The 24,731-nt window shown below is 73.7% G+C and carries 27 protein-coding genes; 12 read left to right on the forward strand and 15 right to left on the reverse strand.

The features are described from left to right. The coding region (locus tag AB0E83_RS13515; protein ID WP_362109834.1) for a serine/threonine-protein kinase at window positions 1-942 on the reverse strand (942 nt) is incomplete at its 3' end. A gap of 125 nt (window positions 943-1,067) precedes the next feature. After that, entirely contained in the window at window positions 1,068-1,970 is a 903-nt protein-coding gene (locus AB0E83_RS13520) for a VOC family protein (protein WP_362109836.1), read from the reverse strand. 258 nt (window positions 1,971-2,228) lie between these two features. Here AB0E83_RS13520 and AB0E83_RS13525 point away from each other — a divergent pair, with 258 nt between their 5' ends. Continuing rightward, window positions 2,229-2,876, forward strand: a complete 648-nt coding sequence (locus AB0E83_RS13525; RefSeq protein WP_362109838.1) for a TetR family transcriptional regulator — start codon at window positions 2,229-2,231, stop codon at window positions 2,874-2,876. A gap of 137 nt (window positions 2,877-3,013) precedes the next feature. Here the strand turns inward: AB0E83_RS13525 and AB0E83_RS13530 are convergent, their stop codons facing one another. Both AB0E83_RS13530 and AB0E83_RS13535 read right to left on the reverse strand, forming a co-directional pair. Continuing rightward, on the reverse strand, window positions 3,014-3,487 hold the full coding sequence (locus AB0E83_RS13530; protein WP_362109840.1) for a nitroreductase family deazaflavin-dependent oxidoreductase: 474 nt from the start codon (window positions 3,485-3,487) through the stop codon (window positions 3,014-3,016). Then, window positions 3,487-4,680, reverse strand: coding sequence for an acyl-CoA dehydrogenase family protein (locus AB0E83_RS13535; RefSeq protein ID WP_362109842.1), 1,194 nt, complete (start codon window positions 4,678-4,680; stop codon window positions 3,487-3,489). Before AB0E83_RS13535 ends, AB0E83_RS13530 begins: the two co-directional genes overlap by 1 nt. A gap of 106 nt (window positions 4,681-4,786) precedes the next feature. Between AB0E83_RS13535 and AB0E83_RS13540 the strand changes: the two genes are divergently transcribed. Genes AB0E83_RS13540 through AB0E83_RS13550 form a run of 3 tightly spaced genes read left to right on the forward strand, consistent with a single transcriptional unit; the run spans window position 4,787 to window position 6,948 of the window. Next, window positions 4,787-5,968, forward strand: coding sequence for an acetyl-CoA acetyltransferase (locus tag AB0E83_RS13540; protein ID WP_362109844.1), 1,182 nt, complete (start codon window positions 4,787-4,789; stop codon window positions 5,966-5,968). A gap of 36 nt (window positions 5,969-6,004) precedes the next feature. Then, entirely contained in the window at window positions 6,005-6,667 is a 663-nt protein-coding gene (locus AB0E83_RS13545; RefSeq protein WP_362109845.1) for a pyridoxal 5'-phosphate synthase, read from the forward strand. Between the two features lie 32 nt (window positions 6,668-6,699). Then, a complete protein-coding gene (locus AB0E83_RS13550; RefSeq protein WP_362109846.1) occupies window positions 6,700-6,948 on the forward strand; it encodes an SCO4226 family nickel-binding protein in 249 nt (82 codons plus the stop codon). Between the two features lie 109 nt (window positions 6,949-7,057). Here AB0E83_RS13550 and AB0E83_RS13555 read toward each other — a convergent pair whose 3' ends face one another. The 5 genes from AB0E83_RS13555 to AB0E83_RS13575 form a co-directional block, all read right to left on the reverse strand. Continuing rightward, window positions 7,058-8,884, reverse strand: coding sequence for an AMP-dependent synthetase/ligase (locus tag AB0E83_RS13555; protein WP_362109965.1), 1,827 nt, complete (start codon window positions 8,882-8,884; stop codon window positions 7,058-7,060). Window positions 8,885-9,031: 147 nt separating this feature from the next. Further along, window positions 9,032-9,649 (reverse strand): TetR/AcrR family transcriptional regulator, encoded by a 618-nt coding sequence (locus AB0E83_RS13560; protein ID WP_362109967.1) that lies wholly within the window; start codon window positions 9,647-9,649, stop codon window positions 9,032-9,034. A 132-nt stretch (window positions 9,650-9,781) separates the two neighbouring features. Next, window positions 9,782-11,092: a dicarboxylate/amino acid:cation symporter gene (locus tag AB0E83_RS13565; protein ID WP_362109848.1), complete on the reverse strand. Its 1,311-nt coding sequence runs from the start codon at window positions 11,090-11,092 to the stop codon at window positions 9,782-9,784. Window positions 11,093-11,499: 407 nt separating this feature from the next. Continuing rightward, window positions 11,500-12,045 (reverse strand): UTRA domain-containing protein, encoded by a 546-nt coding sequence (locus AB0E83_RS13570; RefSeq protein ID WP_362109850.1) that lies wholly within the window; start codon window positions 12,043-12,045, stop codon window positions 11,500-11,502. A gap of 113 nt (window positions 12,046-12,158) precedes the next feature. After that, entirely contained in the window at window positions 12,159-12,425 is a 267-nt protein-coding gene (locus AB0E83_RS13575) for a DUF4229 domain-containing protein (RefSeq protein ID WP_362109852.1), read from the reverse strand. A 167-nt stretch (window positions 12,426-12,592) separates the two neighbouring features. On the opposite strand from AB0E83_RS13575, the gene AB0E83_RS13580 reads away from it, so the two are divergent. Further along, window positions 12,593-13,126, forward strand: coding sequence for a GNAT family N-acetyltransferase (locus AB0E83_RS13580; protein WP_362109854.1), 534 nt, complete (start codon window positions 12,593-12,595; stop codon window positions 13,124-13,126). A 78-nt stretch (window positions 13,127-13,204) separates the two neighbouring features. Beyond that, window positions 13,205-14,074 (forward strand): AraC family transcriptional regulator, encoded by an 870-nt coding sequence (locus tag AB0E83_RS13585; protein ID WP_362109856.1) that lies wholly within the window; start codon window positions 13,205-13,207, stop codon window positions 14,072-14,074. A gap of 60 nt (window positions 14,075-14,134) precedes the next feature. Here AB0E83_RS13585 and mqnE read toward each other — a convergent pair whose 3' ends face one another. Together mqnE and AB0E83_RS13595 are read right to left on the reverse strand one after the other, a co-directional pair. Further along, window positions 14,135-15,298, reverse strand: a complete 1,164-nt coding sequence (gene mqnE, locus AB0E83_RS13590; protein ID WP_030495193.1) for an aminofutalosine synthase MqnE — start codon at window positions 15,296-15,298, stop codon at window positions 14,135-14,137. Window positions 15,299-15,351: 53 nt separating this feature from the next. Next, a complete protein-coding gene (locus AB0E83_RS13595; protein ID WP_169094305.1) occupies window positions 15,352-15,807 on the reverse strand; it encodes an Lrp/AsnC family transcriptional regulator in 456 nt (151 codons plus the stop codon). Window positions 15,808-15,931: 124 nt separating this feature from the next. Between AB0E83_RS13595 and AB0E83_RS13600 the strand changes: the two genes are divergently transcribed. After that, window positions 15,932-16,057, forward strand: a complete 126-nt coding sequence (locus AB0E83_RS13600) for a hypothetical protein (protein WP_267883599.1) — start codon at window positions 15,932-15,934, stop codon at window positions 16,055-16,057. On the opposite strand, the gene AB0E83_RS13605 is transcribed toward AB0E83_RS13600, so the two are convergent. Genes AB0E83_RS13605 through AB0E83_RS13615 form a run of 3 tightly spaced genes read right to left on the reverse strand, consistent with a single transcriptional unit; the run spans window position 16,054 to window position 19,092 of the window. Next, window positions 16,054-16,731, reverse strand: a complete 678-nt coding sequence (locus AB0E83_RS13605) for a UbiX family flavin prenyltransferase (protein ID WP_362109858.1) — start codon at window positions 16,729-16,731, stop codon at window positions 16,054-16,056. The genes AB0E83_RS13600 and AB0E83_RS13605 overlap by 4 nt on opposite strands. A 10-nt stretch (window positions 16,732-16,741) precedes the next feature. Further along, window positions 16,742-17,644: a menaquinone biosynthesis prenyltransferase MqnP gene (gene mqnP / locus AB0E83_RS13610; protein WP_362109860.1), complete on the reverse strand. Its 903-nt coding sequence runs from the start codon at window positions 17,642-17,644 to the stop codon at window positions 16,742-16,744. After that, window positions 17,641-19,092 (reverse strand): menaquinone biosynthesis decarboxylase, encoded by a 1,452-nt coding sequence (locus tag AB0E83_RS13615; RefSeq protein WP_362109862.1) that lies wholly within the window; start codon window positions 19,090-19,092, stop codon window positions 17,641-17,643. Before AB0E83_RS13615 ends, mqnP begins: the two co-directional genes overlap by 4 nt. Window positions 19,093-19,182: 90 nt before the next feature. Here AB0E83_RS13615 and AB0E83_RS13620 point away from each other — a divergent pair, with 90 nt between their 5' ends. After that, a complete protein-coding gene (locus AB0E83_RS13620) occupies window positions 19,183-19,551 on the forward strand; it encodes a PLDc N-terminal domain-containing protein (RefSeq protein WP_362109864.1) in 369 nt (122 codons plus the stop codon). Beyond that, entirely contained in the window at window positions 19,551-20,423 is an 873-nt protein-coding gene (locus tag AB0E83_RS13625) for a LysR family transcriptional regulator (RefSeq protein WP_362109866.1), read from the forward strand. The genes AB0E83_RS13620 and AB0E83_RS13625 overlap by 1 nt, the downstream gene beginning before the upstream one ends. Here AB0E83_RS13625 and AB0E83_RS13630 read toward each other — a convergent pair. After that, window positions 20,335-21,255: a DMT family transporter gene (locus AB0E83_RS13630; protein ID WP_362109868.1), complete on the reverse strand. Its 921-nt coding sequence runs from the start codon at window positions 21,253-21,255 to the stop codon at window positions 20,335-20,337. The genes AB0E83_RS13625 and AB0E83_RS13630 overlap by 89 nt on opposite strands. A gap of 162 nt (window positions 21,256-21,417) precedes the next feature. Between AB0E83_RS13630 and AB0E83_RS13635 the strand changes: the two genes are divergently transcribed. The 3 genes from AB0E83_RS13635 to AB0E83_RS13645 all read left to right on the forward strand — a co-directional run bounded on the left by AB0E83_RS13635 (window position 21,418) and on the right by AB0E83_RS13645 (window position 24,729). Further along, window positions 21,418-22,038, forward strand: a complete 621-nt coding sequence (locus AB0E83_RS13635) for an NAD(P)H-dependent oxidoreductase (RefSeq protein ID WP_362109870.1) — start codon at window positions 21,418-21,420, stop codon at window positions 22,036-22,038. A 61-nt stretch (window positions 22,039-22,099) separates the two neighbouring features. Then, window positions 22,100-22,552, forward strand: coding sequence for a nucleoside deaminase (locus AB0E83_RS13640; RefSeq protein ID WP_362109872.1), 453 nt, complete (start codon window positions 22,100-22,102; stop codon window positions 22,550-22,552). A gap of 116 nt (window positions 22,553-22,668) precedes the next feature. Next, complete coding sequence (locus AB0E83_RS13645) at window positions 22,669-24,729, forward strand: hypothetical protein (protein WP_362109874.1); 2,061 nt, start codon at window positions 22,669-22,671, stop codon at window positions 24,727-24,729. The last annotated feature ends 2 nt before the right edge of the window (window positions 24,730-24,731 follow it).

Raw genomic sequence — 24,731 nt, forward strand, 5'->3', positions numbered from 1 at the left:
GCCCTGCTCGACGGCGAGGACCTCGCCATCCGGCACGGCGTGCTCCTCACCGACGGGCGCAACGAGCACGAGGCCCCCGAGGCGCTGCGCCGGCAGCCACGCGGAGGCGGTGCCGCTGTCGTCGCTGCCCGGCCCGAAGAGGTGCGGGGCGAGCATGGCCTGGAGGTCGGCCGGGGTGGGCCGCTGGGCCACGTCCATCTGCATGCACGCCTCGATGAGCGGCCGCAGCTCCTCGGGCAGGCCCTCCAGGTCGGGGCCCTCGCGCAGCAGCATGAAGACGGTCTCGACCGGGTTGGCGCCGTGGAAGGGGGCGTGTCCGGTGGCGGCGAAGACCAGCATGGAGCCGAGCGAGAAGACGTCGCTGGCGCCGGTGACGCTGCGCGAGTCGCGGGCCTGCTCGGGCGACATGTAGGCCGGGGTGCCCACGGCGACGTTGGTCATCGTCAGCCGTGTGTTGGAGACGCCGGACGCGATGCCGAAGTCGATCACCCGGGGGCCGTCCTCGACGACGAGGACGTTGGACGGCTTGAGGTCGCGGTGGACGAGCCCGGCGCCGTGGATGGACTGGAGGGCCTCGGCGACGCCGGCGGCGAGCCAGCGGACGGCCTGGGCCGGGAGCGGCCCGCACTCGTTCACTATCTCTTCCAGCGAGGGCGCCGGCACGTACGCGGTCGCGAGCCACGGCACGGCGGCGCGCGGGTCGGCGTCGACGACGGCGGCCGTGTAGAAACCGGAGACCGCCCGGGCGGCCTCGACCTCCCGGGTGAACCGGACCCGGAACAGCTGGTCCTCCGCGAGCTCCGTGCGCACGGTCTTGATCGCCACGCGCCGGCCCGACGCCGACCGCGCGAGATAGACCAGACCCATGCCGCCCGCGCCGAGCCGGCCCAGCACCTCGAAGGGCCCGATGCGTCTCGGGTCGTGCTGCGTCAGCTGTTCCACTTGCCTGCCACCTCCCCGTACGGGCCATGACGATACGGCCCCGGCCCCTGATTCTTCCTGTCCGGAGCCCTGGTTGCGAACCCGGGGGCGGATCGGGGTGTCACACCTCATACGGAGCGGATCGCTCACCCGGTGGCGGGCGGCTCCGGGGGGACGGACGCGGCGGGGGCGGGGCGGGTGAGGGGGACGGTGTCGGTGGAGGGGGCGGCGGCCTCCGGCTCGGCGAGGAGGGGCTCGGGGGGGACGGGGGCGGCGTCCGGTTCGGCGAGGACGGCGAAGCGGGCGCCCTGGTTGTCGTGGAGGACGGCGATCCGGCCGTAGGGGGTGTCGACGGGGGGTTCGGCGACCCGGCCGCCGAGCCGGACGGTGGTGGCGCAGGCCGCGTCGCAGTCGCGGACCGCGAAGTAGACGAGGACGTGGCCGGGCATCTCGGCGGGGAAGGCGTCGGTGATGACGGCCCGGCCGCCGAAGGCGCTGTCGTCGCCGGGGCGGGAGCCGGGCGGGGACCAGACGCGGTAGTCGAAGCCGGGCTCCTTGCCCTCCTCCGCGGGGTCGGCCTGGCGGCCGAGCCAGCCGAAGACGGAGGCGTAGAAGGTGTCCACGGGCCCGGGGCGGCGGGTGTACACCTCCATCCAGCAGAAGGAGCCGGGTTCGTTGACGACCTCGAAGCCGTCCTCGTCGCCGGACTGGCGCAGGCCGAGGACGGCGCCGCCGGGGTCGGCGGCGAGGGCGAGGACGCCGAAGGGGCCGGCGGGATACGGCTCCATGACCATCTGCCCGCCGGCGGCCTTCACCCGGGCGGCGACGGTGCCGGCGTCGGCGGTGGCGAGGTAGACGGTCCAGGTGGTGGGCATGCGGCCGTCCCGCTTGGGGAGGAGCCCGGCGACCCGGCGCCCGTCGAGCAGGGCCTCGTCGCGGTCCTCGTCGAAGGTCCAGCCGAAGAGCTCGCCGTAGAAGCGCTTGCCCGCCTCCAGGTCGGGGAGCTGCGCCTCCACCCAGCAGGGGGTGCCCTCTGTGAATGCCGCCATGTCTCCACGCTAGGGCGGCGGGGCCGGGGGCGCCCCCGGTGTGCGCCGTCCGGGGAGCGGCCGGTGGGTTGTCCACCGAAGTTGTCCACAGCCTGTTCATAAGAGGGGTGGTCGGCACGGGGAGGGGGTCCGGTCCCCGTGGCCGGATCCGGCCCCCGCGACCCGCCGGGGACACCCCCGCCGACCTCGGGGAACGGGGTGCACCCCATTTGCAGTCGGCCGAATCGCGCGCCGACCCCCCCTCGGTAAGCTGACGGCATGACAGGACAAGTACGCACCGTCGACGGCCGCGTGGCCGGACGACGCGGCCAGGCGACGCGGCAGAAGCTGCTCGACTGCCTCGGTGAGATGCTCAGCTCCTCGCCGTACCGGGACGTCAAGGTGATCGACGTGGCCCGGAAGGCGGGTACTTCACCCGCGACGTTCTATCAGTACTTCCCGGACGTCGAGGGCGCCGTCCTGGAGATCGCGGAGGAAATGGCGAAGGAGGGCGCCGGGTTGACCGAGCTGGTCTCCGGACGCTCCTGGGTCGGCAAGGCGGCCTGGCAGACCTCCGAGGAACTCGTCGACGGCTTCCTCGACTTCTGGCGGAAGCACGACGCGATCCTCCGGGTCGTGGACCTCGGTGCCGCCGAGGGCGACAAGCGGTTCTACAAGATCCGCATGAAGATCCTGAACTCGGTCACCAACTCCCTGACGGACGCGGTGAAGGAGCTCCAGGCCAAGGGCAAGGTCGACAAGGAGGTCAGCGCGGCCGCCATGGCGGGCTCGCTGGTGGCGATGCTGGCCGCCGTCGCCGGCCACCAGAAGGGCTTCACCACCTGGGGTGTGAAGCAGGCCGAACTCAAGCCCAACCTGGCCCTGTTGGTCCACCTGGGCATCACCGGCAAGAAGCCGGCCAGATAGCCCGGAGCCCTCTCCTTCACCCGTCCTGTCGTCGACGCCGACGCCGGCCGCCGCCCCCGCGAGGGGCGGGGCCGCCGTCGGCGTCGTCGTGTCCGGGCCCGTCCGGCGCCGGGTCCGGTCCTCGCGTCCGGGTCCGCTCAGCGCCGGGTGAGGCGGAAGAGCCGGATCTCGCGGTCGACCCGGGCCTGGTAGGCGGCGTACGGGGGCCAGAAGGCGAGGGCCGCCGCCCAGGCCGCCGCCCGCTCCTCCCCCGTCAGCCGTTCGGCCCGCACGGGGACGGTCTCGCCCTTCCAGCTGATGGCGGCGTCCGGGTGGGCGAGCAGGTTGGCCGTCCAGGCGGGGTGGCCGGGGCGGCCGAAGTTGGAGCCGACGAGCAGCCAGGTCCCCCGGTCGGGCTCCGGCACGCAGGCGAGCGGGGTGGTCCGCTCCCGGCCGCTCCGCGCGCCCGTGGCGGTGAGCACGACGCCGGGCAGCATCCGGGTGCTGAGCAGCGTCCTCCCCCGGGTGAGCCGGTGGACGGCCTTGTCGAGGGCGGGGACGACGTGGGGCGCGATCCGGGCGAAGGTCCGGGTCGAGGAGACCTTCTGGACGAGTCTCACTCCGACGGGCATCAGGCGGCCGCCTCTCCGAGGAGTCCGGTGCGCTGCGCCGCGCGGTCCCGGAGGCGGCCCGCGGGGCCGAAGAGGAGTTCGTCGGCGGCGGCGCGGCCGGCGTAGAGGTGGGCGTCGCGGGCCGGGGGCGCGCCGGGTCCGCCGTGCGGCCGGGCGGCCTCGCCGGCGGCGGCGCGCAGGGCGTCGAGGGCCTGGGCGAGGGCGAGGGGGCCGCACTCGGGGCCGGGTCCGGGTTCGCGGGCGGCGCGGTACGTCAGCGAGCGGGCGGCCTCGACCTGGGCGTACAGGTCGGCGAGGCGGTGGTCCGCGGGCCGGCCGGGCCGCGCGGGTCCGGCGTGGCCGAGGGCGCGGTCCAGGGCGCCGCGGGCGGCTCCGGCGGCCTCGGCGGCGAGCAGGACGGCGGCGGTGCGGCCGGCGGCGGCGAGGGCGCGGGTGACGTCGGCGGGGTCGGCGGGGTCCTCGCCGAGGAGTTCGGCCCGTACGTCGCGGAGCTGGACGCCGGCCTGGGAGCGGGTGGGGTCGAGGCCGGCCCGGCGGACGCGGACGAGGCCGGGGCCCGCCTCCCCGGGCGTCACGAGGTGGAGGAGGGTGCGGCTGCGGGCGAAGCCGCCGGTGTGGGCGGCGACGAGGAGGAGTCCGGCGCTGTGTCCGTCGAGGACCTGCTCGGCCTCGCCGTAGAGGAGCCATCCGTCGCCGTCGGGGGCGGGCCGGGCCTGGACGCCGCCGGCCCGGCCGTCGCCGGACCAGGCGCCGGTGGTGTTGTCGCCGGTGAGGCCGAGGGCGTGGGCGAGGGAGCCGCCGGGGAGGGCGAGGGCGCAGGTGAGGCCGCCGTCGGCGATGCGGGGCAGCAGGGCGGCGCGCTGGGCGGGGGTGCCGAGGGCGGCGATCAGGGGGGCGGCGAGGGCGCTGGTGGCGAGGAGCGGGGAGGGGGCGAGGGCGCGGCCGGTCTCCTCGCAGGCGAGGGCGAGTTCCGGGGTGCCGCGGCCGGTGCCTCCGTACTCCTCGGGGAGGGCGAGTGCGGCGAGGCCGAGTTCGCCGGACATGCGGGCCCACAGGGCGGGGTCGTACCCCTCGGGGGCGGTGGCGGCGTCCGGGGGTCCGGCGTGCCGGGCGAGCAGCTTCCGCAGGGTGCGGCGGATCTCCCGCTGTTCCTCGGTGAGCGCGGCGGGCTCCGCGCCGTCGGCGATCTCCATGGGGCTCCCTCCGTATCTGACGGAGCGTCATGTTAGGGCGGAGTCACGCCGGTTGCCCAGAGAGACGCGGGTCCCGATCGCAGAGATCTGATGTACCGTCAGATCCATGACCGCCCTCGGAACCACCTCACCCCACGGCCGGGGCCGGCGCCGGGTCGCCGTCGCCGGCGTCGCGCTCTCCGACTGCGGCCGGGTCGACGAGGCCACCCCGTACGCGCTCCACGCCCAGGCCGCCCGCCGCGCCCTCGCCGACAGCGGCCTCGACCGCTCCCTCGTCGACGGCCTCGCCTCCGCCGGACTCGGCACCCTCGCCCCCGTCGAGGTCGCCGAGTACCTGGGCCTGCGGCCCACCTGGGTCGACTCCACCGCCGTCGGCGGCGCCACCTGGGAGGTCATGGCCGCCCACGCCGCCGACGCCATCGCCGCCGGACACGCCAACGCGGTGCTGCTCGTCTACGGCTCCACCGCCCGCGCCGACATCAGGGCCCGCCGCCGCACCTCCGACCTCTCCTTCGGCGCCCGCGGCCCGCTCCAGTTCGAGGTCCCCCACGGCCACACCCTGGTCGCCAAGTACGCGATGGCCGCCCGCCGCCACATGCACGCGTACGGCACCACCCCGGAGCAGCTCGCCGAGGTCGCCGTCCGGGCGCGGGCGCACGCGGCCCTCAACCCGGAGGCCATGTTCCGGGAGCCGATCACCGTCGACGACGTCCTCTCCGGCCCGATGATCGCCGACCCCTTCACCAAGCTGCACTGCTGCATCCGCAGCGACGGCGGCTGCGCGGTCCTGCTCGTCGCCGAGGAGTACGTCCCCGACACCGCGAAGGCCCCCGTCTGGGTCCTCGGCACCGGCGAACACGTCTCCCACACCGCGATGTCCGCGTGGGAGGACTTCACCGTCTCCCCCGCCGCCGTCAGCGGCCGCCTCGCCTTCGAGCGCGCCGGCGTCACCCCCGCCGACATCGACGTCGCCGAGATCTACGACGCCTTCACCTACATGACCCTGGTCACCCTGGAGGACCTCGGCTTCTGCCCCAAGGGCGAGGGCGGCGCCTACTTCGCCGGGAAGGACGCGGTGCCGGTCAACACCGACGGCGGCGGCCTCTCCGCCTGCCACCCCGGCATGCGCGGCCTCTTCCTCCTCGTCGAGGCCGTCCGCCAGCTCCGCGGCGAGGCCCCCGGCCTCCAGGTCCGCCGCCCCGACGGCTCCCTCCCCCGGCTCGCGGTGGCCTCCGGCACGGGCGGCTGGTTCTGCTCCTCGGGCACGGTGGTCCTGGGCCGCGACTGACCGCCGCGGCCCGCGCCCACCCCCTACGCTCGGCCCATGAGCGACTTCCACCACGCCCTGCGCTCGCTGCGCGTCTGGGACACCGAGCTGCCCGCCTTCGACCCGGCGACCGCGCCGGCCGACCCGCTCGCCCTCTTCCACGGCTGGTTCCTCGCGGCCGTCGGCGCCGGGCAGACGGAGCCCCACACGCTCTCCCTCGCCACCGCCGGCGCGGACGGCCGTCCCGACGTCCGCACCGTGATGCTGCACGACGCCGACGAGCGCGGCTGGCACTTCGCCTCCCACGCCACCAGCGCCAAAGGCCGCCAGCTCGCCGCCCGCCCCGAGGCCGCGCTCGGCTTCTACTGGCCCGTCCAGGGCCGCCAGGTCCGCGTCCGCGGCCCCGTCGCCACCGCGAGCCGCGAGGAGGCGTACGCGGACCTGCACGCCCGCACCACCGGCGCCCTCGCCGCCGCCCTCACCGGCCGGCAGAGCGAGGTCCTCGCCTCCCCCGCGGCCCTCGCCGAGGCGAGCGAGGCGGCCTGGCGCCGCGCCGAGGCCGAGCCGGACGCCGACGCCCCCACCTGGACCCTGTACGTGGTCGAGCCGGCCGAGGTCGAGTTCTTCCAGGGCGACGCCCGCCGCCGCCACCTCCGCCTCCGCTACCGCCGGGACCCCGCCGCCCCCGCCGGCTGGGCCAGGGAGCTGCTCTGGCCCTGAGGGCGCACCATGGAAGGGGAGGTGTGAGAACCATGGCCACCTACATGGACGTGCACCGCGGCATGGTCGGGATCACGGAGGAGCAGCTCCTCGAAGCCCACCGCGCCGACCTCGCCATCGAGAAGGAGGAAGGCGTCCACTTCCAGAAGGCGTGGGCGGACCCCGCGTCGGGCACCGTCTACTGCCTGTCGACCGGTCCCTCCGCCGAGGCCGTGCAGCGGATCCACGAGCGGACCGGGCACGCGCCCGACGAGATCCACGAGGTGCCCCTCACGGTGTGAGCGCGGCCCGCGGGGCCCCCGGGCCGGTCCCGCGGCGCCCGGCACGCACCCGCGCGCCGGACGCCGCTCCTCGGTCCGGTCCGGACCGGTCCGGTCCGGAAGGAACGGCCTACGCGTCCCGGGCGCCGTGCTCCGCCCCGTACATCTCCTCGACCTCCCGCGCGAAGTCCCGCAGCACCGCGCGCCGTCTGAGCTTCAGCGAGGGCGTCAGGTGCCCCGAGGACTCGGAGAACTCGGTGGTCAGCACCCGGAAGGCGCGGATCGACTCGGCGCGCGAGACCAGCCGGTTGGCGTCGTCCACCGCCTTGCGCACCACCGCGAGCAGCTCCTCGTCCCGGGCCAGTTCCCACAGCGCCAGGTGCTCCTTCCCCCGCATCCGCCGCCAGTGGGAGAGCCCCTCGTGGTCCAGGGTGATCAGCGCGGAGACGTACGGCCGGCCGTCGCCGACCACCATGCACTGGGCGACCAGCGGATGGGCCCGCAGCCAGTCCTCCAGCGGGGCCGGGGCCACGTTCTTGCCGGCCGAGGTGACGATCAGGTCCTTCTTGCGGCCGGTGAGGGTGAGGTAGCCGTCCTCGTCGAGGGAGCCGAGGTCGCCGGTGGGGAACCAGCCCCCGGCGTCCGTGTACGGCACGGCGGTGCCGCGCCCCGCGTCCCAGTAGCCGGCGAAGACGTGCGGCCCGCTCAGCCACACCTCCCCGTCGTCCGCGATCCGCACCCCCGTGCCCGGCAGCGGCAGGCCGACCGTGCCGGTGCGCGGGGCGAGCGGCGGGGTGACCGTGGACGCGGCCGTCGTCTCCGTCAGGCCGTACCCCTCGAAGACCTCGACGCCCGCGCCCCGGAAGAACTCCGCGAGCCGCACGCCCAGCGCCGCGCCGCCGCAGATCACGTACCGCACCCGCCCGCCCAGCGCCTGCCGGATCCGGCGGTAGACCAGCGGGTCGTACAGGGCGCGCGCCGCCCGCACGGAGAGCGGGGGCGCCTCGGTCCGTCCGAAGCGGCGGGCGGTCCGGGCGGCCCGGTCGAAGGCGGCGCCCCGCCCGGCCCGTTCGGCGGTGGCTCGCGCCCGGTCGTAGACCTTCTCCATCACGTACGGGATGGCGAGGAGGAACGTCGGCCGGAAGCCGGCCAGGTCGTCGAGGAGCTCCTCGCCCTCCACCGACGGCGCGTGCCCGACCCGCACCCGCGCCCGGACGCAGCCCACCGCCACCATCCGCCCGAAGACGTGCGAGAGCGGCAGGAAGAGCAGCGTGGACGGGGGTTCGCCGCCCTCGGGGGCGAAGACCGGGTGGAGGAGCCGGACCGCGTTGTCGACCTCGGCGAAGAAGTTGGCGTGGGTGAGGGCGCAGCCCTTGGGCCGGCCGGTGGTGCCCGAGGTGTAGACGAGGGTGGCGAGCGCGTCCGGGGCGAGCAGCCCCCGCCGGGCGGTCACCGTCTCGTCGGGGACCCGCTGCCCGGCCCGCCGCAGCTGCTCCACCGCCCCGGCGTCCAGCACCCACAGGTGGGTGAGGCCGGGCAGCTGCCGGCGCTCGGCGGAGACCAGCCGGGCCTGTTCCGCGTCCTCGACGACGCAGGCGACGGCTCCGGAGTCCTGGAGGATCCAGCGGGTCTGGAAGGCGGAGGAGGTCGGGTACACGGGGACGGTGACGAGCCCGGCGGCCCAGGCGGCGAAGTCGAGCAGCGTCCACTCGTAGGTCGTCCGGGCCATCAGCGCGAGCCGGTCGCCGGGGCGCAGCCCGTGGGCGACGAGCCCCTTGGCGACGGAGTGCACCTCGGCGGCGAACCGGGCGGCGGTGACGTCCCGCCAGTTCCCCTCCGCGTCCTTCCGGGAGAAGACGACGGCGTCGGGTTCCTGGCGGGCGTTGTCGTACGGGAGGTCGGCGAGCGAGCCGCGGTCCACCCGGGGCACGAGGGCGGGGGCGGAGACCTCCCGCACCCGGCCGTCGACGCGGACGATGGCGAGGTCGGTCGGCACGGGCGGCTCCTCGGTCTGCGCGATGGACGAAGGGTCGTGCGTCGTGGAGCGGAGTCGTGCGGCCGTGCGGAGGTCTGACTAGCCGGTAACCTTACTGCGCGGTAAGGCTCAACGGGGAGACCAGCGTTCGTTTTTCATGAGGTTCCCGAGCCCGGACCAGGCGAGGTTCATGAGCGTGGCGGCCGCCTCCCGGGCGGTCGCCCCGGGCGTCTCGTTGGCCCAGGTCGCCAGCGACTCGGCCGCCCCCACCAGCGCCTGCGTCAGCGCCGCCACGTCCCGCTCGCCGATCCCGACCGGCCCGTGCGCCGCCCGCGCCGCCTCGCCGATCAGCCCCGCCACGAAGTCGGCGATCTCCTCCCGCATCCGCGCCGCCTCGGTCGCGAACGGCTCCCCCTGCGTCCGGGCGTGCCGGCTGAGCACCGCCCAGGCGTCCGGGTGGTCGGCCGCGTGCCCGAAGAAGGCGAGCAGCCCGGCCCACAGCCGCTCGTCCGGCGGCGCGGACCCGTCGGCGACCGCCGCGGCGACGGCCCCGAGCAGCGCCTGCGCCTCCCGCCGGATGCAGGCGGTGAAGAGCTCCTCCTTGGAGTTCAGGTACAGGTAGACCAGCGGCTTCGACACCCCGGCCAGCTCGGCGATCTCGTCCATCGACGCCGCCTGGTACCCCGACCGCGCGAAGCACGCCACGGCGGCGTCCATCATCTGCCGCTCCCGCACGGCCCGCGGCAGCCTCTTGGTCCCCGCCACGTCTCTCTCCGCCCTCGCTGTCCCGCCCATGATCATCCGGCGCGCCCGCCAAAGCCTACGTGCCCCGCCCCCGGAACGGGTGCGGGGCACGTGGTGCGTGCGGCGCGGGAGGCGTCAGGCGGCCAGCGCCGGCTCGCGCTCGTCGACGGGGGAGGCCGACACGGCGTCGTACCGGTCGACGTCGAGGATCTTCTCGCGGGCGGAGACGATCACCGGGACCAGCGCCTGGCCCGCGACGTTCGTGGCCGTCCGGACCATGTCCAGGATCGGGTCGATCGCCATGAGGAGGCCGACGCCCTCCAGGGGGAGGCCGAGGGTGGAGAGGGTCAGGGTCAGCATGACCGTGGCGCCGGTGAGGCCGGCGGTGGCGGCGGAGCCGATGACCGAGACGAAGGCGATCAGCAGGTAGTCGCCGACGCCGAGCTGCACGTCGAAGATCTGCGCGATGAAGATCGCGGCGAGCGCCGGGTAGATCGCGGCGCAGCCGTCCATCTTGGTGGTGGCGCCGAACGGGACGGCGAAGGAGGCGTACTCCTTCGGGACGCCGAGGCGCTCGGTGACCTTCTGGGTGACCGGCATGGTGCCGACCGAGGAGCGGGAGACGAAGGCCAGCTGGATGGCGGGCCAGGCGCCCTTGAAGAACTGGAGCGGGTTGACCTTGGCGACGGTGGCGAGCAGCAGCGGGTAGACGCCGAAGAGGACCAGGGCGCAGCCGATGTAGACGTCGGCGGTGAAGGTCGCGTACTTGCCGATCAGGTCCCAGCCGTAGTCGGCGATGGCGAAGCCGATGAGGCCGACGGTGCCGAGCGGGGCGAGGCGGATGACCCACCACAGGGCCTTCTGGAGGAGCTCCAGGACCGACTCGGAGAGGGTGAGGATCGGCTGGGCCTTCTCGCCGAGCTTGAGGGCGGCGATGCCGGCGACGGCGGCCATGAAGACGATCTGGAGGACGTTCAGCTCGGTGAAGGGCGTGATGACGTCCGTCGGGACGATGCCGGTGAGGAAGTCGATCCAGGAGCCCTCGCGCTTGGGCAGCTTGCCGTCCTGCGGGGTGAGGCCGGTGCCGGCGCCCGGGTTGGTGATCAGGCCGATCGCGAGGCCGATGGCGACCGCGATCAGCGAGGTGATCATGAACCAGAGCAGGGTGCGGGTGGCGAGCCGGGCGGCGTTGTTCACCTTCCGCAGGTTGGTGATCGAGACCAGGATCGCGAAGAAGACCAGCGGGGCGACGGCCAGCTTGAGCAGCTGGACGAAGATGTCGCCGACCTGGGCGAGGGTCTCCTTCAGCCAGGAGACGTCCTGGCTCCGGGCGATCCAGCCGAGCAGCACGCCGAGCACGAGGCCGGCGACGATCTGGGCCCAGAAGGGGACCTTGGGTATCCGGGACGAGGGCTTGGCCTCGGTGGCGGACGCGGACGCGGACACGGACACACTCCACAGGTGCGCATCGGGAAATACGGGACGGGGTGCGGCACACTTCCGCGCTGACGCGCGGGGGCCGCTGCATGCTGCCGGGGAGGCCGGAGCCTCAGGACGCGCGGCGACAACAGGCCGCGGACATACAGCGGCAGAGATCGACGTGCAGGCGCGCCACGAGCGGGATGCCCGGGGCGTGAGAGAGGCGCACTGCTGTCGTCATGGCCGATACGTTAACACTTGAACTTTGAGAACCTCAAAGCCGTTCTTTGAGAGCGAGAACCGGTCACCCCCTGCCCGAAACAGAACACCCCTGGTGAGAGCCGGGAAGCTCCCACCAGGGGCGAGCGATCTGTGAGGAACCTTACGCAGCCTTTACACCCGGCCGTCACATCCGGCGCCGGGCTCCCCGGCCCTCACGCGTCCCGCCCCCCGAGCCGGTACGTGAGGTGCCGCCCGGCCGGCATGGTCATCAGGGACGCCTCCATCGGCGTCCCGTCGGCGGTCCGCGTCAGGCGGAGCAGGCGGAGGACGGCGCCGCCCCCGGGCAGTTCCAGGTGTTCGCGCTCCTCCGCGGTGGCCAGGTCCGCGCTCACGTCCTCGACGACCTCGGCACCGGCGTACCCCAGTCGCGCGAGCAGGGTGACGGCACCGCCGGGCACCTTGCGGGGCTCCGCCAGGGGCGTGCCGCCGGCGACGGAGAGGGGGTAGTAGGAGTCGGCCAGCTCCACGGGGCGGTCGTCCAGCAGGATCAGCCGGCGCCTCACGATCACCCGCTCGCCGGCGGGCAGTCCCAGGGCGGCACGGACGGCGTCGGGCGCCTCCGTCTCGCCCGCGTGGAGGAGCCGCTGGCCGCCCCGGCGCCCGCGCCGGGCCGCCTCGTCGGTCCACGCGTCGCTCCGGCCGGGCTCACGCGGGGCCAGGTACGGCGCGGTCTCGCTGATCCAGGCATCGCCCGCCATGTCCCTGCCTCCGGCTCTCACTGCGGTCGGGCGCCCCGGGAAGGTGCGCGCGGCGGCGCGGCGGCCGGCTCCCCGGGTCGCGAGGCGGCCCGCCCCGGGCGCGGCGGGGCGTTCTAGACCGCGTCCTCGCGGGTGCGGTTCTCGTGGAGGCGGTCCTTGGCGCGGTCGACCTTCTCGACGATCTCGGCGCTCAGGGAGTCGCGCTGCTTGCGGAGCAGGACGAAGCTCAGGGGGGCCGAGACGACGATGGAGAGGAGGAGGACCCACAGGAGGTTGGAGTCGCCGAGGCCGCGCGGGAGCGCGCCGACGTAGACGAGGCCCCACAGGGCGAAGAAGCAGCCGGCGAAGATGCCGAGCCGCATCAGCGAGTAGCGGAGCATGTCAGTCCACGCTTCCCTTCCGAAGCAGTTCCGAGCCGTTCCGAGCCGTGCCGAACCTTCCCATACGGGACGAGCCCACTCCAGTGAAGCACGTGGCGGGGCGGGGGCCGGAAGGGGGTGGCGGGAGTACCTTGATCCGACACCGAGGTAATGGATACTGTCCATCTATGACCCTTACCTTTGAGGCCGATCCGGCCGTCGACACCGCCCTGACCGACGGCATCCTCGCCCTCTGGGCCGACGTCACCAACGCCGGCGGCGCCGTCGGCTTCGTCGCGCCCGTCACCACCGACGACATCCGCCCCGCCCTCCGCCAGCACCTCGCCGGCATGGCCCAGGGCACCCACCGGCTCCTGATCGGCCGGGACGAGGACGGCGCGACAGCCGCCACCGCCGTCTTCGCCTTCAACACCCACCGCCTGATGACCCACTGGGTGTGGCTCTACACCGTGATGGTGCACCCGAAGCACCAGGGCAAGGGGTACGGGCTCGACCTGATGGCCGCCGTCGAGCGCACCGCCCGCACCGCCCCCGGCTTCGAGGCGATCGAGGCCATCCGGCTCGGCGTCCGCGGCGGCACCGGCACCGACGCCTTCTACGCGAAGGCCGGGTACAAGGAGGTCGGGCGCGTCCCCGGCGCCATCCGCGTCGCCCCCGACGACTACCGCGACGACATCACCATGCTGCTGCCCCTGACCTGACCGGGCACGGATTGTCGGGTGCCGGCCCGCACCCCGTCCCTACGGTGAGGACAACGCATCGGACAGGAAGGACCGGCCGTGCTGGACGGACTGAACCGGGCCCTCGACCACGTCGAGGCGCGCCTCGACGGCGACCTCGACCCGGCCGAGCTGGCCCGGATCGCGGCCACGTCGGAGTACCACTTCCGGCGGCTCTTCTCCGCTCTCGCGGGGATGCCGCTGTCGGAGTACGTGCGCCGGCGGCGGCTCACCGTCGCCGGCGCCGAGGTGCTCGCCGGCGAACGGACGCTGCTGGAGATCGCCGTCCGGTACGGCTACGGCTCCGGGGAGGCGTTCGCCCGCGCGTTCCGCGCGGTCCACGGCATCGGACCCGGCGAGGCCCGCCGCACCGGCGCCGCGCTCACCGCCCAGCCGCGCATGTCCTTCCGCCTCGTCGTCGAAGGGAACAGCAGCATGAAGTACCGCACCGTCCAGAAGGACGCCTTCCGGATCGTCGGCGACCGGGCCAGGGTCCCGCTCGTCCACGAGGGCGAGAACCCGGCGATCGCCGCGCAGATCCGCGGGCTCGGCCGGGAGGCCCTGGACCGGCTCGCCGGCCTGTCGACGGGGGAGCCGGCCGGGCTCGTCTCCGCCGTCGTCCACCTCTCCTGCGACCGCGAGGAGGGCACCGAGCTGGACCACTGGTACGGCGTGACCGCGGGCCCGGGCGCCGACCCGGACGGTTTCGGCGCGCTCGACCTCCCCGCCGGCACCTGGGCCGTCTTCGAGAACGAGGGCCCCTACCCGCAGGCGCTCCAGTACCTGTGGCGGGACGTCTTCACCGAGTGGTTCCCGTCCAACCCGTACGTCAGCCGGCCCGGCCCGGAGATCCTCTCCGTCCGCCCGGCGGCGGACTGGAGGACGGCGGCGGCGGAGCTGTGGATCCCGGTGGAGCACGCGAAGGCGTGACGAAGAGGCCCGGCGGGGATCACCCACCGGGCCTCTTCGCGCGGGAACGCCGGAGGAACGTCAGACGCGCATCGCCTGCGGCGTCTCGCGCCGGTCCGGGTCCGGTCCCGGGTACTCGCGGATGATCTCGTACCGGGTGTTCCGCTCGACCGGCCGGAAGCCCGCGTCGCGGATCAGCTCCAGCAGGTCCTCGCGGGTGAGCTTGTTCGGCGTGCCGTAGTTGTCGGCGTCGTGCGTGATCTTGTACTCGACCACCGAGCCGTCCATGTCGTCGGCGCCGTGCTGGAGCGCGAGCTGGGCGGTCTGCACGCCGTGCATGACCCAGAAGACCTTGACGTGCGGCACGTTGTCGAAGAGGAGCCGGGAGACCGCGAAGGTCTTCAGCGCCTCGGCGCCGGTCGCCATCGTCGTGCGCGCCTGGAGCTTGTTGCGGACCTTGCCGTCCTGCATGTCCACGAAGTCGTGCTGGTAGCGCAGCGGGATGAAGACCTGGAAGCCGCCGGTCTCGTCCTGGAGCTCCCGCAGCCGCAGCACGTGGTCGACGCGGTGGCGCGGCTCCTCGATGTGCCCGTACAGCATCGTCGAGGGGGTCTTCAGGCCCTTGGAGTGGGCGAGGCGGTGGATCCGGGACCAGTCCTCCCAGTGGGTGCGGTGGTCCACGATGTGCTGCCGGACCTCCCAGTCGAAGATCTCGGCGCCGCCGCCGGTCAGCGACTCCAGGCCGGCCTCGATGAGCTCGTCGAGGATGTCGGAGGCCGACATCCCCGAGATGGTCTCGAAGTGGTGGATCTCGGTGGCGGTGAAGGCCTTGAGGGAGACGTTCGGCAGCGCCTTCTTCAGCTCGGAGAGCGAGCGCGGGTAGTACCGCCAGGGCAGGTTGGGGTGGAGCCCGTTGACGATGTGCAGCTCGGTGAGGTTCTCGCTCTCCATCGCCTTGGCGAGGCGCACGGCCTCCTCGATGCGCATCGTGTACGCGTCCTTCTCGCCCGGCTTGCGCTGGAACGAGCAGTAGGCGCAGGAGGCGGTGCAGACGTTGGTCATGTTCAGATGCCGGTTGACGTTGAAGTGGACCACGTCGCCGTTCTTGCGGGTCCTGACCTCGTGGGCCAGTCCGCCGAGCCAGGCCAGGTCGTCGGAGTCGTAGAGGGCGATGCCGTCCTCGCGGCTCAGCCGTTCACCGGCGAGCACCTTCTGCTCCAGCTCCCGCTTGAGCCCCGCGTCCATGCGGCCGCCTCCCATGATGTTTCCGACGAAATCAGGCTTCACCCACCGTACTCTCAGGCTTCTTCGGGCAGGTCTCCGACCCGGTTCTCCCACTTGGTGGAGAGCACGATCGTGGTGCGGGTGCGGGAGACGCCCTTGGTGCCGGAGAGCCGGCGGATCGTCTTCTCCAGGCCGTCGACGTCGCTGGCGCGGACCTTGAGCATGAAGGAGTCGTCGCCGGCGATGAACCAGCAGTCCTCGATCTCGGCGAGGTCCTTCAGGCGGCGGGCCACGTCCTCGTGGTCGGCGGCGTCGGAGAGCGAGATGCCGATGAGGGCGGTGACACCGAGGCCGAGGGAGGCCGCGTCCACGGTGGCGCGGTAGCCGGTGATGACCCCGGCCGCCTCCAGGCGGTTGATGCGGTCGGTGACGGAGGGGCCGGAGAGCCCGACGAGCCGGCCCAGCTCGGCGTACGAGGCGCGGCCGTTCTCGCGCAGGGCCTGGATGAGCTGCCTGTCCACGGCGTCCATAGGTATACGACCTTCCATTGTCCAGCGATACCGCAAGTTTGGGTGTAGAATCTAAGGCATGCAGGGCCGTCACCCTGCGAATCTTTCAACAGATCAACGACGATCTTTCAGGAGTGAAAACACCGTGTACACGATCGAGATGGCCTACGCCCGCATGCGCGAGCTCCAGGACCTGGCCAACCGCTCGCGTGCCCACCAGACCGCCTCCGCCTCGAAGCGCGCCCCGAAGAAGGCCGCGAAGAAGCGCTAATCGGCACGGGCGGCTCCTCCGAGCTCCCCCCGCCACCGGCGGTACAGCCCGTGCGGCACCCCTGCCGCGTCGAGCACCCGCCCCGCGACGAAGTCCACCAGATCCTGGATGTGCGTCGCCCCCGCGTAGAACGCCGGAGAGGCGGGCAGCACCACGGCGCCCGCCTCGTCCAGCGCCACCATCTGCTTCAGCGTCTGCCCGCTCAGCGGGGTCTCCCGCACCGCGACCACCAGCGGCCGCCGCTCCTTGAGCGTCACGCTCGCCACCCGCTGCAACAGGTCCTTCGACAGACCGAGCGCCACTCCCGCCACCGCGGCGGTCGAGGCCGGCACGATCAGCATCCCCCGCGCCGGGTACGACCCCGAGGACGGTCCCGCCGCCAGGTCGCCGGCCGCCCAGTACCGCACGTCCTCCAGGGACTCCACCGGCACGTCGAAGGCGTCCGGCTTCCCGTCCGCCCCCCGCGCCAGCCAGGCCGCCAGGTCCTCGCGCCAGTGCGCGTCCCGGAAGGCGATCCCCGTCTCGTCGAGCAGCGTCAGCCGCGAGGCCCGCGAGACCACCAGGTCCACGCTCTCCCCCGCGGCGAGCAGCCCCCTCAGCACCGAAGCGGCGTACGGCGTCCCCGACGCCCCGGAGACCCCCACGACCCAGGGGATGCGCTTGCCGTCGTCCATGGCGCCGAGCCTAGAGGGTGAGCCCGCGGACCAGCAGGTCGAGCAGGGCGCAGACGAAGAGGGAGATCCCGATGAAGCCGTTCGTCGTGAAGAAGGCCCTGTTCAGCCTCGACAGGTCGTGCGGCTTCACGATCGAGTGCTCGTAGCAGAAGGCCGCGACCACGATCACCAGGCCGGCCCAGAAGAAGAGGCCCGCGTCCGTCGCCAGCGCGTACCAGACCAGCAGGCCGGTGGTGACGGCCGCCGAGGCCCGGGCGCCCCACAGCGCCGCCGGGATCCCGAAGCGGGCCGGCACCGACATCACGCCGTGCGCCCGGTCCGCCTGCACGTCCTGGCAGGCGAAGATCAGGTCGAAGCCGCCGATCCAGACGCCGACCGCGAGCCCCAGGATCACCGCGTCCCACGACCACTCCCCGGTCACCGCGAGCCAGGCGCCGATGGGCCCTATGGCCTGCGCGAGGCCGAGGATCGCGTGCGGGAAGTTCGTGAACCGCTTGCCGTACGGGTAGACCACCATCGGGATGACGGCGAGCGGCGCGAGCGCCAGGCAGAGCGGGTTGAGCAGCGCGGCGGCGCCGAGGAAGACGACCACCGCGATCCCGGCCCCGGTCCACGCCGAGCGCACCGACACCGCGCCGGTGACCAGCTCGCGGCCCGCCGTGCGCGGATTACGCGCGTCGATCTCGCGGTCGATGATCCGGTTGCAGGCCATCGCGAAGGTGCGCAGGCCCACCATGCAGACGGTGACGAGGAAGAGCGTCCACCAGTCGATCTTCTTGTCCAGCTGGAACATCGCGGTGAGCGAGGCGATGTAGGCGAAGGGCAGCGCGAAGACCGAGTGCTCGATCATCACGAGCCGGAGGAACGCCCGGGTACGGCCGGGCTGCGCGCCGGGCACGGCGGCCGTGGTCACAGCCCGTACTCCTTCCAGCGGCGGTCCACCAGGGCGGCCGTCGCCGGGTCCGACTCCACCATGTCCGGCCAGCCGCCGTCCCGGGTGTAGCCCTCCTCCGGCAGCTTCCTCGTGGCGTCGATGCCCGCCTTGCCGCCCCAGAACTGCTGGTAGGAGGCGTGGTCCAGGTGGTCGACCGGGCCCTCGACGACGGTCAGGTCCCGGGCGTAGTCGGTGTTGCCGAGGGCCCGCCAGGCCACCTCGTGCAGGTCGTGCACGTCGCAGTCCTTGTCGACCACGACGATCAGCTTGGTCAGCGACATCATGTGCGCGCCCCAGATGGCGTGCATGACCTTCTGCGCGTGCTTCGGGTACTTCTTGTCGATCGAGACGATCGCGCAGTTGTGGAAGCCGCCCGACTCCGGCAGGTGGTAGTCGACGATGTCCGGCACGATGATCTTGAGCAGCGGCAGGAAGAAGCGCTCCGTCGCCCGCCCCAGCGGCCCGTCCTCGGTCGGCGGCCGGCCCACCACGATCGACTGGAGCAGCGGGCGCTTCCGCATCGTGACGCAGTCGATCTTCAGCGCGGGGAACGGTTCCTGCGGGGTGTAGAAGCCGGTGTGGTCGCCGAAGGGACCCTCGGGGAGCATCTCGCCCGGCTCCAGCCAGCCCTCGATCACGACCTCGGCGTTGGCCGGGACCTGGAGCGGGACGGTCTTGCAGTCGACCATCTCGATCCGCTTGCCCTGCACGAAGCCGGCGAAGAGGTACTCGTCGATGTCGCCCGGGAGCGGGGCGGTGGAGGCGTACGTGACGGCCGGCGGGCAGCCGAAGGCGATCGCCACCGGCAGCCGCTCGCCGCGCTCGGCGGCCACCGCGTAGTGGTTCCGGCTGTCCTTGTGGATCTGCCAGTGCATGCCGATGGTGCGCTTGTCGTGCCGCTGGAGCCGGTACAGGCCCAGGTTCCGCACGCCCGTCTCCGGGTGCTTGGTGTGGGTGAGGCCCAGGTTGAAGAAGGAGCCGCCGTCCTTCGGCCAGGTGAAGAGCGCGGGCAGCCGGTCGAGGTCGACGTCGTCGCCGGTGAGGACCACCTCCTGCACGGGGGCGTCCTTCACCTTCTTCGGCGGCACGTGGACCATCGAGCCCAGCTTGCCGAAGGCCTCGCGGACGCCGACGAAACCGTGCGGCAGCTCCGGCTTGAGCAGCCCGCCGATCTTCTCGCTGATCTCCTCGTACGACTTCAGGCCGAGGGCCTTGAGAAGCCGCCGGTCCGTGCCGAACACGTTCATCGCGAGGGGCATCGAGGAGCCCTTCACGTTCTCGAAGAGGAGCGCGGGCCCTCCCGCCTTGTTCACCCGGTCGACGATCTCCCCGACCTCCAGGTACGGGTCGACTTCGGCCTTGATGCGCTTGAGGTCGCCTTCGCGCTCCAGGGCCCTGAGCAGCGAGCGGAGATCGTCGTAAGCCATACGGGCAAGTATCGGTCACCGGCTAGGCTGGACTCGTCACCGGGGCCGCCTCGACGCGCCTCCGCCACCGCTTCCAGAGGGCTGGTCCACATGCTCAGGGCGCTGATGTTCCTCCTGCCGCTGGCGCTGCTCATCTACGCCTTCATCGACTGCCTGAACACGCCCGAGGACGAGGTCAAGCACCTCCCGAAGGTGGTCTGGGTCCTCGTGGTCCTCCTCTTCCCGCTGGTCGGCTCGGTGGGCTGGCTCGCCACCGGGAAGGAACGGCGCCGCGCCGGCTCCCGCGGCGGGCGGGGCGGCTGGGTCGCGCCCGACGACAACCCCGAGTTCCTGAAGTCGCTCGGCCAGGAGCAGGCGCGCCGGGACGACGCCCTCCTCAAGGACGGGGAGACCGGCCCCGAGCGCCGCGAGGACGAGCCGCGCAAGCGCGAGGAAGGCGACGGGGAGAAGGACGCCTGATGGAGCTGCGGCTCCTCGCCACCTTCGAGAAGGTCGCCGAAGTCCTCTCCTTCACCCGTGCCGCCACCGAGCTGGGCTACGCCCAGTCCAGCGTGACCGCGCAGGTCAAGGCCCTGGAGACCGCCCTCGGCGCCGAGCTGTTCGACCGGCTCGGCGGCCGCATCCGGCTCACCGGGGCCGGCGAGCGGCTGCTGCCGTACGCGCGCCGCATGGCCGAGCTGGCCGAGGAGGCGCGGGCGGCCGTCGCCGCCGGGGAGACGGCCGGGACGATCACCATCGGCACCATGGAGTCCCTCACCACCTACCGGCTCCCGCCGCTCCTGGAGTACGTCCACCACCGCCACCCGGCCGTCCGGCTCTCGCTGCGCCCCACCCTCGGCGACGCGACCCGGCAGGCGCTGCGGCAGGGCACGTACGACCTCGGTTTCCTCATGGAGGCCGGGACCGAGCACGAGGGCCTGGAGTCGGAGGTCCTGGCGCCCGAGCCGCTGGCCCTGGTCGCCGCGCCGGGCCACCCGCTCGCCGGCCGTACGGAGCTGAGCACGGCCGACCTGGCGGGCACCGCGCTGGTCGGCACCGAACCGGGCTGCGCCTACCGGGACCTCTTCGAGGCGGAGCTGGCGGGGTCCGGGGCGGAGTTCCTGGAGTTCGGCACGATCGAGGCGAGCAAGCGGGCCGTGGCCTCCGGGCTCGGGATCGCGCTGCTGCCCCGGATCACCGTCCAGGAGGAACTGGCGTCCGGGGCACTGGTGGCGCTCGCCTGGGAGGCGCCGTTCACGCTCTTCACGCAGCTCGCGTGGCGACGGGGGAAGCGGCTTCCGGCCCACGTGCGACTGTTCGTGGAGCAGGCGCGGCGGCTCGCCCGAGAGTGACCTTCAGGCTCGCGAGGACGATCAGCGGCACGCCGAGCGCCTGGACGAGCCCGATGTGGTGCCCGTACACCGCCCAGTCGACGAGCATCGCGACCGCCGGGTAGGTGAAGGCGAGCACCGCGATCTTCGGGGTGGGCAGCTTGGCGTAGGCCGCGTACATGAGCACGTACATCAGCCCGGTGTGGATCAGGCCGAGGCCGGCCAGCCACGCCCATCCGGCGCCGAGCCCGGAGACCGCGCCGAGGTCGGCGAAGGGCAGCAGCAGCGGCACCCCGGCCGCCACCTGCACCAGGGCGATCAGGTGCGGGCGCACGCCTCCGATCCGCTTGGTCACGAAGGTGGCGAGCGCGTACAGGACGGCGGCGGCGAGCGCGTACCCGAGGCCGGTGAGCGAGGCGGTGTCGCCCGGCCGCACCCCGGAGACCAGCACGAGCCCGGCGAAGGCGACCGCCAGCCAGCCCAGCTTCCCGGCCGGGATCCGCTCCCGCAGGAAGAGCGCGCTCAGCAGCACCAGGAAGAACGGCTGCGTGTGGTAGGCGACGGTGGCCAGCGAGATCGAGGACGCCGCGTACGCCTCGAAGAGGAAGACCCAGTTGAAGACGATGAACACCCCGCCGAGGAGGGCCAGCCCGAGCGTCCGCCTTGTGAAGCCGTGGCCCCTGAAGTGGCCCCGCGCCAGGCTGTACAGGCCGAGCGCGACCGCCCCGAACAGGCACCGGAAGAACACCACCTCGAAGGGCGAGGCCCCCGACTCGACGACGAAGACGCCGAGGGTGCCGGAGAGCACCATGGCCAGGGTGAGTTCGACGGTTCCCCGCGTTTCGTTTCTCATGCCGACGACGCTACGGAGGGGGGCCGGGGGCGGTCCACGAGCCGGTGGGGCGTCCTGCCGATGGCCCCATCGGCCCTGCCGATGGGGCCCGGAATACCCCTGGTGGGGGCCTGGTTGGCAACGGAACACCCCAGGCCGTCCCTCCACCGGATCGGAGCAGACATGACCCTCGACGCCGGAAGCGGCGCGGACCGCTCGTTCCTCTTCGTCCTCGGCAGCTCCCGCTCCGGCGGCAACTCCGAGATTCTGGCCCGCGAGGCCGCCGCGCACCTGCCCGCCGGTGTCCCGCGGCGCTGGGTGGACCTCAACCGCCTGGCCCTGCCCGACTTCCAGGACGGCCGGCACGAGACCGCCGGCCACCGGGCCGGGGAGGTCGAGGAGGAGCTGCTGAGGGCCACGGTGGAGGCCACCGACGTCGTCATCGTCTCCCCCCTGTACTGGTACACCCTCTCCGCGCAGACCAAGCGCTACCTCGACTACTGGTCGGGCTGGCTGAACGTGCCGGGTTCGGACTTCAAGGAGCGGATGGCGGGCGGCACGCTGTGGGGGGTGACGGCGATGGCGGACGACGAGCACGCCGTCGCGGACGGGCTGACGACCGCGCTGCACCACTCGGCGGCCTACCTGCGGATGCGGTTCGGCGGCGTCCTGACCGGCACCGCCTCCCGCCCCGGCCGGATCCGCGCCGACGAGCGGGCGATGGACCGCGCCCGCACCTTCTTCGCCGGCGACGCCCCCCTGGCCCGCTTCCCCCACGAGCGGCCCGCCGGCCTCACCGCCTGACCCGCCCGGCCCTGCGCCCGCCGGGCGTGACGCCGGGCCCCCGCCGGGGAAGGCTCCCCGCATGGACCAGGAACTGGCACGGCGGTGGCTCGCCACCGCCGTCTCCGAGGCCCGCGCGGGGCTCGCCGAGGGCGGGATCCCGATCGGGGCCGCGCTCTACGGGGCGGACGGGAGGGTGCTCGGGCGGGGGCACAACCGGCGCGTGCAGGACGGGGACCCGTCGGCGCACGCGGAGACCGCCGCCTTCCGCGCCGCCGGCCGGCAGCGCTCGTACCGGGGGACGACCATGGTGACGACCCTCTCGCCCTGCTGGTACTGCTCCGGCCTCGTGCGGCAGTTCGGGATTTCGCGGGTGGTCGTCGGGGAGGCGGAGACCTTCCGCGGCGGGCACGGCTGGCTGGCGGAGCACGGCGTGGAGGTCGTGGTGCTCGACGATCCCCGGTGCGCCTCCCTCATGCGGGAGTTCATCGGGAAGAACCCGGCCCTGTGGCACGAGGACATCGGCGGCGGGTGAGGCGCGTCCGCCCGCCGCCGATCCGGGCGAATCCCTGGCCGAAGGTCAACTCACCGCCGATAATCGTCACTTGAGGATGTGACGGGGCGCATCTCGTGGGAGCCGGGGGGTGGCGGGTGGACAGAGAGCTGTACGGCCGCGAGGCGGTCCTAGAGGCGCGCGGGCTCGCCGCGCGGCTCGTCGGACTCGGACCGTACGGAAAGGGCCGCGTGCCCTACGAGCACGGCGAGGACCCGCCCGTCACCGTCTTCACCGGCGGGCGCGGCATGGGCAAGACCGTGCTGCTCAAGGAGGTCCGCAACCGCTACCGCTCCTTCACCCCGCTCGCCCTGCTCGACTGCGCCCGGATCGAGGAGCCCGCCGACCACGGGGCCGGCTGGTCCCCGGTCACCGGCGCCCTCGCCGAACTGGCCGTCCAGCTCGGGGAGCGGTCCGGGGCCGTCAAGGCCGTGCCCTTCCCCCGGCTCTCGCTCGGCCTCGTCGCCGTCACCTCGGTCGGCTGGACCCGGGAGGACGACGAGGGGGCCCGCCGCGACCTGCTGCGGCTCGGGCCGCTGCTCGCCACCGTCGACTCCGGGCGGACCGCCGCCGCCTCCTGGGTCGGCAAGGTCCTCGCCAAACTCGCCGGCACCGCCGCCGAGGCCGGCGCGCCCTTCGCCGGGCTGGTCGCCGAGGCCACCGTCGAGACCGTCGTCGAGGAGTTCTTCGGCCTCCTCAGGAAGCCGCCCGAGGACTGGTTCGGCGGCTACCGCACCGCTGGCGGCCGCGGCCGCGCCGGGCTCCAGCAGCTCGCCGTCGACTTCGCCCAGGGCGGCCCGCGCCGCGAGGAGGCCGAGTCCTTCCTCGTCCTCACCCTCACCGAGGACCTGCGCCGCGCCTACACCGGGCTGAAGGCCGGCAGCCGCGTCGGCCGGCCCCTGATCCTCCTCGACAACGTCCACGAGCCCGCCGGCCGCGCCCTCGTCGAACCGATTCTGCGGGCCCGTGCCGACGGCCGCCGCGACCGGACCGTCGTCCTCGCCGCCTCCCGGCTGCGGGAGCACGAGGCGCTGCGCCACGCCACCCGCGTCCGGCTGCCGGAGACCGCCCACCAGGCCCCCTGCCCGCGCACCAGCCGGATCGGCTCCGGCCTGCTCGCCGTCGACCTCACCCCGCTCACCCCCGTCCAGGCCCGCGCCGCCTTCGACCGCCACGACCCGGCCGGCCGCACCCCCGCCACCCTGTCCCGGGCCGTCCACCGGCTCACCGGCGGCCGCCCCCTCGGCATCGACCTGCTCGCCCGGGCCGCCGGCGAGGCCCCGCCCGCGGCCCGCGCCGGCCTCACCCCCGCCGACCTCCTCGACCTCACCGTGGACCTCCGCGAGGACACCGCCCCCGTCCCCGTCGCCCCCGCCCTGCTCGCCGCCCTCCTGCCGGTCCCCCGGACGGAGCCGTACGCGGTGCTGGCCGCCGCCCACGACGAGGAGTCCGCCCGCCGCCTCGCCCAGGCCCGGCTGCCCGCCGAGTCCACCGACGGCGACGTCGCCCTCCGCGTCCGCGACCGGCTGCGCGCCGAGCACTGGGCCGAGCACCCCGGCCACTTCGTCGGCGATCCGCTGCTGCGCTCGCTGCTGCTGCACCGGCTCCGCTTCGCGGACGACGACCACCCCGGCTACTCCGCCTGGCGGGCCGTCCACGAGACCCTCCGCCGCCACTACGGGCCGCAGCCCGGCCCGTACCGGCTCCACCACGACCTGGCCCTCGGCGAGACCGCCGAGGCCGTCGCCCACCTCCGGCTCGCCTTCCCCGGCCCCGACGTCCTCGGCTGGCTCGGCCTGCTGCGGTTCGTCGCCACCGCCCCCTATCCGCGCGAGCGCGGCCGCACCGGCCCCGATCCGCGCCGGGCCGTCGCCCTCGGCCAGGACCCCGACCCGGCGCTCCCCGACGGCCTCGGCCCCGACGCCGCCGAACTGCACCTCTCCGTACGGCGGCTGCTGCACGCCGTATGGCTGCTCACCGATCCGCTCGCGCTGCCCGACGAGGAGGTCGCCGACCGGCTGGCGCACGAACTGCGCCGGCTCTCCGGCCGCCACCTCACCGGCAGCGGTCCACTGTGGGACGCGGCCGGCCACTGGCCGCGGGACATCCGCGCCTGGCGGGAGCTCTCGCTCCCGCCGGGGCGCGAGGACGGAGTCTGACG

Source organism: Streptomyces sp. NPDC035033 (genome assembly GCF_040636735.1).
Lineage (GTDB): Bacteria > Actinomycetota > Actinomycetes > Streptomycetales > Streptomycetaceae > Streptomyces.

Coding starts and splice junctions, on each gene's coding strand:
- AB0E83_RS13520 (WP_362109836.1), bottom strand. CDS start 1,970: ATGGCGGCATTCACAGAGGGCACCCCCTGCTGGGTGGAGGCGCAGCTC.
- AB0E83_RS13525 (WP_362109838.1), top strand. CDS start 2,229: ATGACAGGACAAGTACGCACCGTCGACGGCCGCGTGGCCGGACGACGC.
- AB0E83_RS13530 (WP_362109840.1), bottom strand. CDS start 3,487: ATGCCCGTCGGAGTGAGACTCGTCCAGAAGGTCTCCTCGACCCGGACC.
- AB0E83_RS13535 (WP_362109842.1), bottom strand. CDS start 4,680: ATGGAGATCGCCGACGGCGCGGAGCCCGCCGCGCTCACCGAGGAACAG.
- AB0E83_RS13540 (WP_362109844.1), top strand. CDS start 4,787: ATGACCGCCCTCGGAACCACCTCACCCCACGGCCGGGGCCGGCGCCGG.
- AB0E83_RS13545 (WP_362109845.1), top strand. CDS start 6,005: ATGAGCGACTTCCACCACGCCCTGCGCTCGCTGCGCGTCTGGGACACC.
- AB0E83_RS13550 (WP_362109846.1), top strand. CDS start 6,700: ATGGCCACCTACATGGACGTGCACCGCGGCATGGTCGGGATCACGGAG.
- AB0E83_RS13570 (WP_362109850.1), bottom strand. CDS start 12,045: ATGGCGGGCGATGCCTGGATCAGCGAGACCGCGCCGTACCTGGCCCCG.
- AB0E83_RS13575 (WP_362109852.1), bottom strand. CDS start 12,425: ATGCTCCGCTACTCGCTGATGCGGCTCGGCATCTTCGCCGGCTGCTTC.
- AB0E83_RS13580 (WP_362109854.1), top strand. CDS start 12,593: ATGACCCTTACCTTTGAGGCCGATCCGGCCGTCGACACCGCCCTGACC.
- mqnE (WP_030495193.1), bottom strand. CDS start 15,298: ATGGACGCGGGGCTCAAGCGGGAGCTGGAGCAGAAGGTGCTCGCCGGT.
- AB0E83_RS13595 (WP_169094305.1), bottom strand. CDS start 15,807: ATGGACGCCGTGGACAGGCAGCTCATCCAGGCCCTGCGCGAGAACGGC.
- AB0E83_RS13605 (WP_362109858.1), bottom strand. CDS start 16,731: ATGGACGACGGCAAGCGCATCCCCTGGGTCGTGGGGGTCTCCGGGGCG.
- AB0E83_RS13615 (WP_362109862.1), bottom strand. CDS start 19,092: ATGGCTTACGACGATCTCCGCTCGCTGCTCAGGGCCCTGGAGCGCGAA.
- AB0E83_RS13620 (WP_362109864.1), top strand. CDS start 19,183: ATGCTCAGGGCGCTGATGTTCCTCCTGCCGCTGGCGCTGCTCATCTAC.
- AB0E83_RS13625 (WP_362109866.1), top strand. CDS start 19,551: ATGGAGCTGCGGCTCCTCGCCACCTTCGAGAAGGTCGCCGAAGTCCTC.
- AB0E83_RS13630 (WP_362109868.1), bottom strand. CDS start 21,255: ATGAGAAACGAAACGCGGGGAACCGTCGAACTCACCCTGGCCATGGTG.
- AB0E83_RS13635 (WP_362109870.1), top strand. CDS start 21,418: ATGACCCTCGACGCCGGAAGCGGCGCGGACCGCTCGTTCCTCTTCGTC.
- AB0E83_RS13640 (WP_362109872.1), top strand. CDS start 22,100: ATGGACCAGGAACTGGCACGGCGGTGGCTCGCCACCGCCGTCTCCGAG.